The organism is Pseudoxanthomonas suwonensis J47 (assembly GCF_000513955.1).
Taxonomy (GTDB): Bacteria; Pseudomonadota; Gammaproteobacteria; order Xanthomonadales; family Xanthomonadaceae; genus Pseudoxanthomonas; species Pseudoxanthomonas suwonensis_C.
Genome location: NZ_AZUZ01000014.1, coordinates 13,820 through 27,537 on the forward strand (window position 1 = coordinate 13,820; position 13,718 = coordinate 27,537).

Consider the following 13,718-nt stretch of genomic DNA (forward strand, 5'->3'; position numbering starts at 1 on the left):
ATTATGGCCGGACCGGCGGTCCTGTCTCGCCCGATGCGACACCGCTGCGGCAAGATGGACGCGATGAGCGTCCCGACCGGCGACTTCCGCCTTTACCACTCCAACGCGCTGGAAGTCCTGGCTGGCATCCTGGCCGAGGTGCTGCGCGAGCCCGCGCCCGGCCAGCCGCTGCTGGCGCCGGACATCGTGCTGATCCCGCAGGTGGCGATGCGCCGCTGGCTGCAGGCCACCCTCGCCGTCGAGCACGGCGTGGCCGCCAACCTCGAGTTCCTCACCCCCGGCGAGTTCGTCGGCCGCGCGCTGGCCGCCAACCCGCCGCCGGGCGAGCCCGCCGCGCGCGACGAACTCGACGCGACCACCCTGCACTGGCATCTGTATGCCGCACTGACCGACGCCACGCTGCTGGCGCAGCCGGCGTTGCGCGCGATCGCCGCCCACGTCGCCGGCGGCGACCCGCTGCGCGCCTGGTCGCTGGCCGGCGAGCTGGCCGGCGTGTTCGAGAAGTACCAGGCCTGGCGCCGCGACTGGCTGCTGCGCTGGGAAGCCGGCGCCGATCCGGACGACCCGCAGGCCATCCTCTGGCGTCGCGTCGCCAGCGGCCGGGTCCACCGCGCGCGCCGCATCCAGCAGTACCTCGAGCGCTTCGGCGCACCCGATGGCCCGCTGCCGGCGGGGCTGCCGCCGCGGCTGTCGGCCTTCGCCACGCTCAACGTGTCGCCGGACGTGCTGCGGGTGATCGCCACCCAGGCACGGGTCGGCAGCCTGCACTGCTTCGTGCCTTCGCCGGTGGCCGACTACTGGGGCGACCTGCAGCGCCTGCGCCGCGGTGAGCCGCGCGACGAGGCCGGCGAGCACCCGCTGCTGCAGCGCTGGGGCGCGGCCGGCGTGGACTTCATGCGCATGGTCGGCGACTACGAGGTGGTCCACGCCTCGGCCGACTTCAACGTCCACGTCGATCCGGGCGAAGGTGGCGGCCGGCTGCACGGCAGCCTGCTGCGGCGCCTGCAGTCGGACCTGTTCCATCGCCGCCCCACGCCGGGCTGGGAGCCACGCGCGGAAGTCGACCGCACCGACCCGAGCCTGCAGCTGCACGCCTGCCATACCCGCCTGCGCGAACTGCAGGTGCTGCACGACCAGCTGCGCGGCCTGTTCGACGACCCGCGTTTCGACCCGCCGCTGCAGCCGCGGGAGGTCGCGGTGCTGGCGCCGGACATCGATCCCTACCTGCCGTACCTGGATGCGGTGTTCGGCCGCCGCGGCCAGGACGACGCCATCCCCTACGCGCTGGCCGACGCCAGCCCGCTGGCCAACGAACCGCTGGCCGAGGTGTTCCTGCGCTTGCTGGCGCTGCCGGTCTCGCGCTTCGGCCTGCACGAGGTGCTGGATCTGCTCGCCACCCCGGCGCTGGCCGAGGCCAACGGCCTGGATGCCGCTTCGCTGGAACGCCTGCAGGCCTGGCTGGAAGCGGCTGGCGCGCGCTGGGGCATCGACGCCGCCCACCGCGCCGGGCTTGATGCGCCGGAGGACGACGCCTGCACCTGGGCCTTCGCCCTCGACCGCCTGCTGCTCGGCCACGCCAGCGGCAGCGATGCGCCGATCGTGCTGCCCGGCGGCCAGGTGCTGGCGCCGCTGCCGCTGCTGGAAGGCGTCGCACTCGATGCGCTGGACGTGCTGGTACGCCTGCTGCGCGTACTGGCCCAGCACGCGCGCCTGCTTGGCGAGGCGATGCCGCCGGCGCAGTGGCGCGAACGCCTGCTGCGCCTGCTCGACGCGCTGCTGCCGCGCACGCCGTCCAGCCCGGCCACGCAACGCGCGCTGGACCGCCTGCGCAGCCTGGTCAACGACTTCGCCGAGGGCGCCGCGCGCGCCGGCTACGAGGCCGGAGTGCCGGCCGAGGCGGTGCGCGCGCATTTCGCCGACGTGCTGGCCGAGGCCGATACCCGCGCGCCGCTGCTCACCGGCGGCGTCAGCATCGGCCGCATGGTGCCGATGCGCCTGCTGCCGTTCCGGGCGATCTGCGTGCTGGGCATGAACGACGGCGAGTTCCCGCGCCGCGACCCGGCCGCCGGGCTCAACCGCCTCACCGCCGAGCTGGGCACCGCCCACCGCCGCGCCGGCGACCGTTCCACCCGCGACGACGACCGCTTCCTGTTCCTGCAGCTGATGGTCGCGGCGCAGGACGTGTTCTACGTCAGCTGGATCGGGAAGGACCCGCGCGACGGCAGCGAGCGCGAACCGTCGGTGCTGGTCTCCGAGCTGGTCGATGCCGCCGCCGCGCAGCACCTGGACCCGCAGGCCGCCGCCCGCGACCTGGTCGTGCACCACCCGCTGCAGCCGTTCTCGCCGGCCGCGTTCGGCGCCGGCGGCGAGCCGCGCCGGTTCTCCTACCGCGAAGCCTGGCGCGAGGCGGCGGCGCAGCCGGCGACGCGCCGCACCGCCCTGCCGCCATGGTTCGCAGGCGGGGCGCTGGCCGGCGCCGAAGCCGCGAGCGACCTGTCGATCGACGAGCTGCGCCGCTTCCTGCTCAATCCCGCACGCGTGTTCACCCGCGGCCTGGGCGTGGAGCTGCCGGAAGTCGAGGAACGCGGCGAGGACATCGAGCCACTGGGCGCCCCGGCCGGCGCGCTGGAACGCAACCAGCTGCAGCGCGCGGTGTTCGATGCGCTGCTGCGTGGCGATGACGAAGCCGACGTGCACGCCCTGCTGCGCGCACGCGGCCTGCTGCCGTCCGGTGCGCTGGGCCGCAGCGTGCTGGCCGGCCAGCGGTACGCGCTGGAGCCGTGGCTGGAGGCTTTCCGCCAGTGGCGCGGCAACGCGGAGCCGACTTCGATTGCCGTCGAGACGGTGATCGACGGGGTGCGCCTGCACGGGCGCATCGACGAGGTCTACCCGCATGGCGTCGCGCGCCGGCGCTTCGGCGAACGCAACGGACCTTCGGCGATCCGCGACGGCCTGGACTGGCTGCTGGCTTCCGCTGCCGGGCTGGGCGTGGAACTGGTCCAGTTCCACAAGGACAAGGACGCCGAAGCCATGCATGGCCCGCACCGCCGCGCGCCGCTGCCGCCGGAGCAGGCGCGTGACGCCCTGCGCCGCCTGCTGCAGTTGCGCGCCGTCGGCCTGCGCGAACCGCTGCCGTTCGCCCCCTACAGCGGCTGGGAGCTGTACCGCAACAGCGCCGATTTCGAGCGCGCGGTGAAACTCGCCCACGGCCGCTGGAACGGCAACGGCCAGGGCTTCGCCGAAGGTGCCGATCCGGCCTTGCAGCTGGCCCTGCGCGGGCGCGACCCGTTCACCGACGAGGTCACCCTGCTGCGCTTCGCCGATGCCGCCATGGCGGTGTTCGTCGCGGTGTGCGAGGGGCAGGTGTACGCAGGCGTCGATCCGGAGGCGCTGGCGGGACTGGCGGTCGCCGACGACGCGGAGGACGCCGCATGAGCGCGCAGGACGCCTACCTGACCCTGCCGCTGTCCGGCGTGCGCGCCATCGAGGCCTCGGCCGGCACCGGCAAGACCTTCACCCTCGCCACCCTGGTGGTGCGGCTGGTGCTGGAACGCGCGCTGCCGGTCGAACGCATCCTCGCCGTCACTTTCACCGAAGCGGCCACCCAGGAACTGCGCGCCCGCGTGCGCCGGCGCCTGCTGCTGGCCGCCGATATCGCCGGCGGCATGCCGTATGACGGCGCCAAGCCCGAGGCCGCGCTGACCGCTGCGCTGATCGACGCGCACGTCGCCGCCAGCGGCGAAACGCGCGAGCAGGTGGCGCGGCGCCTGCGCGCCGCCGCCGACGGCATCGACCAGGCCGCGGTGTTCACCATCCACGGCTTCTGCGCCCGCGTGCTGCGCGAGCACGCACTGGAAAGCGGCCAGGGCTTCCATGCCCCGGAACTGCTGGCCAACGACCAGGCGCTGCGCGAGGCCATCGCCGCCGACCTGTGGCGCGCGCACGGCCGCGACGGGGACAGCGTCGAGGACCTCGCCGCGCTGTGGCCGCAGGGCTATGCGGCGCTGGCAGTCGACCTGCCGCTGCTGGTGCGCGAAGCCGACCTGCAACCGCCGCCGCCACCGGCCGACCTGCCCGACCCCACGCCGATGCTGCAGGCCGCCGCCGAAGGCCTGGTGGAATCGGCGCGTGCCCACGCCGACGGCTTCCGCGCCTCGCTGCTGGAGGCGGTGCAGGGCAAGGTCCTCAACGCCAACAGCTACAAGGCCGAATGGATCGAGGACCTGTTCGCGCAGCTGCGCCGCTGGTGCGAGGCTGACGACCCGCGGCGCCCGTTCGAGCACGCCAAGCTGCCGCAGCTGCACCGCCAGGCCCTGCAATCGCGCACCGCCAAGGCCGCCGCCGGGCGCACGCCGGATTCGCCGCTGTGCGCCGCGGTCGAAGAGTACGCCGCCGCGCTGGCGGCGATGCGCGACTATTGCGAGGCGCGCCGCGCCGGGCTGCTGCACCGCATCCGCGAGGACGCGTGCCGGCGCCTGGCCCTGCACAAGCAGCAGCTGCGCGTGCAGACCTACGACGACCTGATCGACGACGTCGCCAGCGCGCTCGATGGCCCGCGCGCGGAGGACCTGGTCCGCAAGTTGCGCGCGCAGTACGCCATCGCCCTTGTCGACGAGTTCCAGGACACCGATCCGCGCCAGTGGAAGATCTTCGAACGCGTGTTCGGTGCGGACAGCGGCGAGCCGTCGCTGTTCCTGATCGGCGATCCCAAGCAGGCCATCTACGGCTTCCGCGGTGGCGACGTCGAGACCTACCTGGCCGCCTGCGCCACCGCCGAACCGGCGCCGCCTCTGGCGCACAACTTCCGCTCGCGGCCGGCCGTGCTCGGCGCGATCGAGGCGCTGTACGCGCAGGCTGGCGAAGGCAATGCCGCGCCCTTCATCGACGAACGCATCCGCTTCCATCCGGTCCAGCCCGGCGGCAAGCGCGCCGACAGCGACTACCTGCGCGACGGCAAGCCCGCGCCGGCGCTGGTGCTGTGGCAGGCGCCGCCGCCGCAGGGCAAGCAGAAGGTGCACAGCGCCAGCCGTTCGCGCGAACTGGCCACCGAAGCCTGCGTGGCCGCGATCCACCAGGTGCTCAGCGACGCCCGCGCCGGCCGCGCCAGCATCGACGGCCGCCCGGTGCAGCCGGGCGACATCGCCGTGCTGGTGCGCAAGCACCACGAGGCCACCCGCATCCGCGAGGCGCTGGCGAAAGTCGGCATCCCGGCGGTGGCCGCCGGCAAGCAGAGCCTGTTCGCCACCACCGAGGCGCAGGAGCTGCACGCCCTGCTGCTGGCCCTGCTGCATGGCGACGACGACCGCCGCCTGCGCGCCGCCCTGGCCACCGTGCTGGTCGGCGCGGACGCGCACCACCTCGCCGCGCTGGAGGCCGACGCCACCGCGCTGGACCGCTGGCGCGATACCTCGATCGGCTGGCGCGAGCGCCTCGACCGCGGCGGCCCGCTGGCCCTCGTCGGCGACCTCTGCGCGCAGCACGCCACCCGCCTGCTCGGCCTGCTCGACGGCGAACGCCGCCTCACCAACTACCTGCAGCTGGCCGAACAGCTGCAGGAAGCGCAGCGCCACGCGCTGGGCCTGCACGGCCTGGTCGACTGGCTGGAGCAGGCCATCGCCGCGGCCAGCGCCGACGACGAGGCGCAGTTGCTGCGCCTGGAATCGGATGCGCACCGCGTGCAGGTAGTGACCCTGCACAAGAGCAAGGGCCTGGAATACCCGCTGGTGTTCCTGCCCTACGCCGGCATCGGCGGCAAGCCGCCGGACGCCGGCCGCCGCGTGGTGGTGCATGAAGGCGAAGGCCGCGTGCTGCACTGGAAGCTGCAGGAGCAGGCCAGTGGCTGGGCCGGGGCCTGCGAGGCGTGGAAGACCGCGCAGCGCGCCGAGGATGCGCGCCTGCTCTACGTCGGCCTGACCCGCGCCCGCGACGCGCTGTGGCTGGCCACCGGGATGTTCTACGAATACACGAAGTCGCCGCTTTACCCGATGGTGCAGGACCCGGCCGCGCTGGCGGCGCGCCTGCCCGGCCAGATCGTGATCGATCCGGCGCCGCCGCCGGCCTCGCTGCCGTGGCTGCCGCCGCAGGCCGAAGGCGAAGTACCGCCGGCGCGTCGCGCGACCCGTTCGCTGGCCAGCGACTGGTGGGTCTACAGCTTCACCCAGCTGGCCAATGCCGATACCGGCCACGATCCGTCCAGCGCGGCCACGCAGCCGGCCGCCGGCGGCCGCGACGAACCGGGCGAATCCGACACCCCGCCCGAAGCCGCCAGCACCGACGACGCTTTCGACCCGCGCTTCGCCGGCGCCCGCTTCGGCGTGGTCATGCACGAGGTGCTGGAGAACGCCGACTTCGCCGCCTGGCGCGACTGGCGTGCGGGCGACCCGGCGCCGGCCGGCGAGCACGGGCGCATCGTCGAGTCGCTGCGCCGCGGCGGCTACGGCGCCGACGAGATCGAGGCCGGCATCGGCGTGCTCACCACGCTGGCCGGGCACACGCTGACCGTCGCCCTGCCCGAAGGCGCGCGCCTGGCCGAGGTGCCGGAAACCCAGCGTCGCCCGGAAATCGAGTTCCAGTTCGCGCTGGCGCCGACCCGCGTCGACCGCCTGCTCGCCCTGCTCCACTCGCATGGCCTGCTGCGCACGCGCCAGGGCTTCGGCGGGCGCCGCCAGCTGGAAGGCCTGATGACCGGCCTGATCGACCTCACCTACGTCCACGACGGCCGCTGGTACGTGCTCGACTACAAGTCCAACCGCCTGCCCGCCTACGACGCCGCGTCCATGGCCGAGGCGATGGAGCACAGCGAATACCCGCTGCAGGCGCTGGTCTATACCGTCGCCCTGCACCGCTGGCTGCGCTTCCGCCTCGGCGCGAAGTACGACTACGCACGCGATTTCGGCGGCGTGCGCTACCTGTTCTGCCGCGGCCTCGACGCCGCGCGCGCCGACTCGCCCGGCGTGCAGGCCTGGTGCTTCGATCCTGGGCTGGTCCACGCGGTGGACGCGCTGTTCGCCGGCCAGGCGCAGGAGGAGGCGGCATGAGCCTGCTCGACACCCTGCGCCGCGACGGCCAGCTGCGCACCGTTGACCATGCGCTCGGCCACGGCCTGCGCCGGCTCGCGCCCGACACCCCGGACGAAGTCGCCACGGCCGCGGCGCTGGCCTCGCTGGCTGTGTCCGCCGGCCACGCCGGCTTCCGCCCCGCGCGCCCGTACGACCTGGTCGATGCGCAGGTGCCGTGGCCGGAACCGGAGCAGTGGCAGCGCCTGCTCGAAGCCTCGCCCTGGGTCGCCACGCCGCAGGCGCGCGACGCCGAAACCGCCGCCGACGCACCCCTGGTGCTGGAACACGGCCTGCTCTACCTGCGCCGCTACCGCGAGTACGAACGCCGCCTCGCCGCCGGCCTGCAGCGCCTCGGCGGCGCCGACGCCATCGACGAAGCCGCCCTCGCCGCGCTGGCACCGCTGTTCGCGCGCCTGTTCCCGCAGGCAGCCGGCGGCGACGACCGCCAGGCCCGCGCCGCTGCGGTCGCGCTGCGCCAGCGCCTGCTGCTGGTCACCGGCGGCCCCGGTACCGGCAAGACCACTACCATCGCCCGCCTGCTGGTGCTGCTGGCCGCGCGCGCCAAGGCCGCCGGCAGCGAGGCGCCGAAGATCGCCCTGGCCGCACCCACCGGCCGCGCCGCCGAGCGCATGGCCGAGAGCCTGCGCAAGGCCGCGCAGCTGCTGGCCGCCGAAGGCATCGGGGAGGAACTGCTGGCGCCGCTGTCCACCGCCGGTTCCACCCTGCACCGCCTGCTCGGCACGCGCCCGGATGTGCCGGAGTTCCGCCACCACGCCGGCAACCCGCTGGAACACGACCTCATCGTGGTCGACGAAGCCTCGATGATCGACCTGCCGCTGATGGCCAAGCTGGTCGAGGCGGTGCCCGACGGCGCGCGCCTGATCCTGCTCGGCGATCCGGACCAGCTGCCCTCGGTGGAAGCCGGCGACGTGCTCAGCGGCATCCTCGCCGCCGCCGGCGATGGGCTGCGCCTGGCGGCCGACGACGCGACCGCGCTGCGCCCGCTGCTCGGCGAGGTCGATGCCGCGGCGATCGACGACTCGCGCAGCGCCTTTCCCGCCCGCCACGTGCACCTGCTGCGCGGCTGGCGCCAGTCCGCCGCGCTGGACCTGGCGCCGCTGGCCGCCGCCGTGCGCGCCGGCGATGCCGGCGAAGCGCTGCGCCTGCTGCATGCCGGCCAGCTCGACGGCGTGCACTACCACCCTGCCCTCGCCGATCCGCTGGCCGACCCGGTGCAGCGCGAGCACATGCTCGCCCACTGGACCGCGCTGGCCGAAGCGCCCGACCCGGCCGCCGCGCTGGCCCGCGCCGGCGAACTGCGCCTGCTCACCGCCGTGCGCGAAGGCCCGCAGGGCGCGCGCAGCCTCAACGCGCGGATCGAAGCGCTGCTCACCGGCCGCCTGTCCGCCGCAGCCGCGCGCGGCCATGCCCGCCACGCCCGCGACGGCGGCTTCTTCCACGGCCGCCTGATCCTCATCACCGAGAACAGCTACCGCCGCGGCCTGTTCAACGGCGACACCGGCATCTGCCTGCGCGACGACAACGGCCAGCTGATGGCCTGGTTCCCCGGCGGCAACGGCGGCGCACCGCGCGCATTCCACCCGGCCACCCTGCCCGCCCACGACAGTGCCTTCGCCATGACCGTACACAAGGCGCAGGGCTCGGAGTTCGACGCGGTGTGGCTGCTGCTGCCGGCACGCGACAGCCGCGTGCTCTCGCGCGAGCTGGTCTATACCGGCCTGACCCGCGCCCGCCGCGAACTGCACCTGGCCGCCAGCCCGGAAATCCTCGCCACCGCCCTGCCCCGCCATGCCCGCCGCGTGTCCGGACTGGCGTGGCGGCTGGGTGCTGGCGAAGAGGCGCTAACCTGATGTCGACCCGTGCTTCCCGGCCCGGAGGTGACATGGAACCCCAGGACATGGACCGTCCGAAGTCCGAGCTCATCCTGTACCGCACCGGCGATGCGCAGACCCGCATCCAGGTGCGGCTGGAGGGCGATTCGGTCTGGTTGACCCAGGCGCAGATGGCGGAGCTGTATCAGGTCACGCCACAGAACATCACCCAGCATCTCCGGGCCATCTACGCCGAGGGCGAGCTCGAAGAAGGGGCAACTTGTAAGGAATTCTTACAAGTTCGCCAGGAGGGTGGGCGTGAGGTCGCTCGCCAACTCAAGCACTACCATCTCGACACCATCCTCGCCGTCGGCTACCGGGTCCGTTCACCACGGGGCACGGAGTTCCGGCAGTGGGCAACGGCCCAGCTGCGCGAATATCTGGTCAAGGGCTTCGTCATCGACGACGAACGCCTGAAGAACCCCGGAGGATGGGACTACTTCGACGAGCTTCTGGCCCGCATCCGCGAGATCCGGGCCTCGGAGAAGCGCTTCTACCAGAAGGTCCGGGACCTGTTCGCCCTGAGCGTCGACTACGGCGACAGCGAGGCGCAGTCCAGCCAGTTCTTCGCGGAAGTCCAGAACAAGCTGCTCTACGCCGTAACTGGCAAGACTGCGGCCGAACTGGTTGTTGCACGGGCGGATGCCGAGCAGCCGAACATGGGCCTTACGACCTGGGCTGGGGGGCGGGTCCGCAAGTCCGACGTGATCGTTGCCAAGAACTACCTCACCGCCGACGAGGTGGATTCGCTCAACCGGCTGGTGGTGATCTTCCTCGAGCAGGCCGAGCTGCGGGTGAAGGAGCGCAAGAACCTTACGCTGGACTACTGGCGGGAGAACGTCGACCGCCTGCTTGCGTTCAATGATCGTCCGCTCCTCCAGGGCGCTGGCAGCGTCCGCCACGAGGACATGAAAGCCATCGCCCATGGGCGCTACGAGCAGTTCGACGCGCGCCGCCGCGAGGCGGAGGCCGGCGCGGCCGACGAGGAAGACCTGCAGCAGCTTGAGGAGGCCGAGAAGGCGTTGCTTGCCCGACGCAAGCCGACGGGCGGATGAGTGCCTGCACACGGGGTATGCCATAACAGGCCATCCCCGACTGGCCCGCCGCCATGCGCCCGTTCTTCGCGTTCCGTGTCGCCGCCCTGCTGCTGGCCGCCTTCGCGGCCTTCGCCACGACGCTGCCCGCCATCGCCGTGCCGGCGCAGCTGCCGCTGGACAAGCGTCTGGGCGTGCGCCTGATCCGCGCCACCTTCGAAGCCGGTGGTGCCCGCACGCGCCGCGCGCTGGAGAAGCACGAGCCCGCGGTCGAGGTCACCACCGTCGAGGCGCTGCCGTACCGCGAGGACGACCCGGTCGCGCTGCTGGACATCCACTTCCCCGCCTCGGCCGCCGAAGACGGGAAGAGGCTGCCGGTGGTGATCTGGATCCACGGCGGCGCCTGGCTGTCCGGCAGCCGCCAGGACGCGCTGCCGTACTTCCGCCTGATCGCCGCCGAAGGCTACGCGGTGGTGGCGCCGGACTATTCGCTGGCGCCATCGGCCACCTTCCCGCACGCGTTGCGCCAGCTCAGCGACGTGCGCGTGTGGCTGGAGGAAAACGCCGACGAATTCCCCATCGATCCCGGTCGCCTGTTCCTCGCCGGCGACTCCGCCGGCGCCCAGCTGGACGCGCAGCTGGCGGCGATGGGCTCCAATCCCGGACATGCTGAGGATGTCGGCATCCCCGGCGTGTGGCGCCGATCGCCGGCACCCCCAGCGCCTCGGCCACCGACAGGCCGACGAAGGCGGTGAGCCCTGAGACGATGATCGCGTCGCATCCGCGGCCGGCCTCCAGCGCCTGCCGCATCCAGTCGCCGGTGTGCCCGATCGCCAGCCTGCTGAGGTTGGCAGTGATCCGCTTCATCGCCCCTTCGGCGGCGAGGGTGGCGCGGATGTCGCCGGGCAGGGCGCTGCACGGCAGGCCCATCGCCCGGGCCGTGTCGAAGGTGGAGACGTCGGCCAGCAGGTGGACGGAGTGGCCGGCCTGGACCAGGGTGTGGCCGAGCGCGGCGAGGGGGCGGGTGTCGCCCTCGGTGCCGTAGGTGAGGATCAGCAGGCGCATCCGCCGATGGTAGGCGGGCCCGCGCATGCCCGGCGTGGCGGCGCCCCCCACTTCCGGCACCCGTGCACGGTGTCGGCTGCAACTATCCTGACGGGCCAACCGGCCTCACCGCCGTCACCGGAGAACCCCTTGAAGAAGACCCTGCTGACCGCCGCGACCCTGCTGGCCCTCGGCCTGGCCGCCCAGGCCAACGCCCACGAATCCCATGCCTGCGCCGACGAGGCCTGCACCCTGCAGGCGCTGTACGGCGGCTCGGGCGACAGTGGTGCCGGCATCGCCACCGCCGCCACCAGTTTCGGTACCTGGGGCTTCGACACCGCCGGCATGGACACCAGCGTCGCGCCGGGCACCGACTTCTTCGCCTATGCCAGCGGCACCTGGGCGAAGAACACCGGGATCCCGGCCGACATGTCCAGCTACGGCGCCTTCCGCGCGCTGCGCGACCTGTCCGAAGTGCGCGTGCGCGCGCTGGTGGAAGGTTATGCGCTGGGCGACCCGGCCACCGGCGGCGACACCGCCAGGATCGCCGCGGTCTACCAGGGTTTCATGGACGAGGCGACGATCGAGAAGCTCGGCGCCGCGCCGCTGCAGCCGGTGCTCGAACGCGTGCGCGAGGCCGACAGCCACCTGGCCCTGGCCCGGCTGATGGCCGCGCGCGACACCTTCAACACCACCCTGTTCGGCCTGTCCGTGGCCGACGACCAGCGCGACCCGGACCACTACACCCTGTACATGAGCCAGTCCGGCCTGGGCCTGGGCGACCGCGAGATGTACCTGCGCGAGAACTTCGCCCCGCAGCGCGAGCGCTACGTCGCCTACATCGCCCAGCTGCTGGAGCTGGCGGGCTGGAACGACCCGAAGGCCAACGCCGAGGCGGTGATGGCGTTCGAGACGAAGGTGGCCGAAGCGCACTGGACCCGCGCCGAGAGCCGCGACCGCGACCGCACCTACAACCCGGTGCCGTTCGAGCGCTTCGACGCCTACGCCCCGGGCTTCCCGTGGGCCGAGTACTTCAAGGCCGCCGGCGTCGACCAGGGCAGGCTGGCGGTGGTGCGGCAGAGCACCGCGGTGCCGAAGATGGCGAAGATTTTCGCCGGCACCGACGTGGCCACGCTGCAGGCCTGGCAGGCGTTCCACGCCGTCGACGGCGCCGCGCCGCTGCTGTCCAGCCGCTTCGCCAACGCCCACTTCGAGTTCCGCGACAAGTTCATGTCCGGCCAGCTGGAGCAGCGCGAGCGCTGGAAGCGCGCCGTGGCCCTGGTTGAGGGCAGCCTGGGAGAGGCCGTGGGCCGCGAGTACGTGAAGCTGTATTTCCCGGCCGACTCCAAGGCCAAGATGGACGAGCTGGTGTCCAACGTGAAGGCCGCCATGGGTGCGCGCCTGGACACGCTGGAGTGGATGAGCCCGGCGACCAAGGCCGAGGCCCACGCCAAGCTCAAGGGCTTCGGCCTGAAGATCGGCCACCCGGAGACCTGGCGCGACTACAGCGGCCTGCGCATCGCCAACGGCGACGTGGTCGGCAACGTGCTGCGTTCGAAGCAGTTCGAGTGGGACTACCGCCGCGCGCGCCTGGGCAAGGAAGTGGACAAGGGCGAGTGGGGCATGACCCCGCAGACGGTCAACGCCTACTACAACTCGGTCAAGAACGAGATCGTGTTCCCGGCGGCGATCCTGCAGCCGCCGTTCTTCGATCCGAAGGCCGACCCGGCGGTGAACTACGGCGGCATCGGCGGCGTGATCGGCCACGAGATCATCCACGGCTTCGACGACCAGGGCCGCAAGTCCGACGGCGCCGGCGTGCTGCGCGACTGGTGGACCGCCGAGGACGCCGCCAAGTTCGAGGCGCAGGCGGCGAAGCTGGGCGCGCAGTACGAGGCGTTCGAGTTCCCGCAGCTGCCGGGCCTGCACATCAATGGCCGCACCGCGATGGGCGAGAACATCGGCGACCTCGGCGGCCTGACCATCGCCCTGGAGGCCTACCGCCGCTCGCTGGGCGGCAAGCCGGCCCCGGTGATCGACGGTTTCACCGGCGAACAGCGCCTGTTCCTGGGCTGGGCGCAGGTGTGGCGCACCCTGTGGCGCGACGACGCCCTGCGCCAGCAGCTGGTCAACGGCACCCACTCGCCGGGCCACATCCGCGCCTTCGCCCCGCTGCGCAACATCGACGCCTGGTACGACGCCTTCGGCATCAAGGAAGGCGACCCGCTGTACATCGCCCCGGAAGACCGCGTCCGGATCTGGTGATGACTGCCATGACCCCTCGCTCTTCGGGGTGAGGCGGCATTGCATGCGCGCCACTGGCGCGCATGCTGCCGGACGCCCGCGTCCTATGGACGCGGGCCGTAGCGCTGGGCTGGGGAAGGGGAGAGGGCCGGGCTCGACGAACGCCGTCGGCACTCCACCCTCTCCCCCAGACCCCTCCCCCGGAGGGGGAGGGGAGTGAAACGGAAGGCCCGCTCACGCGGGCCTTTTTCTTCGTAGCCCGGATAAGGTCGCAGGCCGCATCCGGTGGGAGATTCGTGCGGCGATGAGCCCGCAGCGCGTGGCGACGCTCCACGCCTCACCAGCAGCAGCACGCCGCACTCCACCTGACCGGGCCATGCGGCACGCAACCGGAAGCCCCTCTCCCCCCGGGAGAGGGGTTGGGGGAGAGGGTCGGTCTCCGACCG

Annotated in this window: 6 protein-coding genes; all 6 read left to right on the top strand. The window is 72.8% G+C overall.

Going from position 1 to position 13,718, the window contains the following annotated elements:
• The first annotated feature begins 63 nt into the window (after nucleotides 1-63).
• The 6 genes from recC (at nucleotide 64) to M503_RS0105505 (ending at nucleotide 13,293) form a co-directional block, all read left to right on the top strand.
• Nucleotides 64-3,435, top strand: a complete 3,372-nt coding sequence (gene recC, locus M503_RS0105475) for an exodeoxyribonuclease V subunit gamma (protein WP_028920438.1) — start codon at nucleotides 64-66, stop codon at nucleotides 3,433-3,435.
• Nucleotides 3,432-7,037 (top strand): exodeoxyribonuclease V subunit beta, encoded by a 3,606-nt coding sequence (recB, locus tag M503_RS0105480; RefSeq protein ID WP_028920437.1) that lies wholly within the window; start codon nucleotides 3,432-3,434, stop codon nucleotides 7,035-7,037. Before recC ends, recB begins: the two co-directional genes overlap by 4 nt.
• Complete coding sequence (gene recD / locus M503_RS15745) at nucleotides 7,034-8,929, top strand: exodeoxyribonuclease V subunit alpha (protein WP_037060592.1); 1,896 nt, start codon at nucleotides 7,034-7,036, stop codon at nucleotides 8,927-8,929. The genes recB and recD overlap by 4 nt, the downstream gene beginning before the upstream one ends.
• A gap of 32 nt (nucleotides 8,930-8,961) precedes the next feature.
• Complete coding sequence (locus M503_RS0105490) at nucleotides 8,962-10,005, top strand: virulence RhuM family protein (RefSeq protein WP_028920436.1); 1,044 nt, start codon at nucleotides 8,962-8,964, stop codon at nucleotides 10,003-10,005.
• 53 nt (nucleotides 10,006-10,058) lie between these two features.
• Complete coding sequence (locus M503_RS16790; protein WP_051414302.1) at nucleotides 10,059-10,739, top strand: alpha/beta hydrolase; 681 nt, start codon at nucleotides 10,059-10,061, stop codon at nucleotides 10,737-10,739.
• A gap of 439 nt (nucleotides 10,740-11,178) precedes the next feature.
• Nucleotides 11,179-13,293, top strand: coding sequence for a M13 family metallopeptidase (locus M503_RS0105505; RefSeq protein WP_028920434.1), 2,115 nt, complete (start codon nucleotides 11,179-11,181; stop codon nucleotides 13,291-13,293).
• Nucleotides 13,294-13,718: the final 425 nt, after the last annotated feature.

Excerpts from the sequence above, each read along its gene's own strand:
- recC (WP_028920438.1), top strand. The coding sequence starts at position 64 with ATGAGCGTCCCGACCGGCGACTTCCGCCTTTACCACTCCAACGCGCTG.
- recB (WP_028920437.1), top strand. The coding sequence starts at position 3,432 with ATGAGCGCGCAGGACGCCTACCTGACCCTGCCGCTGTCCGGCGTGCGC.
- recD (WP_037060592.1), top strand. The coding sequence starts at position 7,034 with ATGAGCCTGCTCGACACCCTGCGCCGCGACGGCCAGCTGCGCACCGTT.
- M503_RS0105490 (WP_028920436.1), top strand. The coding sequence starts at position 8,962 with ATGGAACCCCAGGACATGGACCGTCCGAAGTCCGAGCTCATCCTGTAC.
- M503_RS16790 (WP_051414302.1), top strand. The coding sequence starts at position 10,059 with ATGCGCCCGTTCTTCGCGTTCCGTGTCGCCGCCCTGCTGCTGGCCGCC.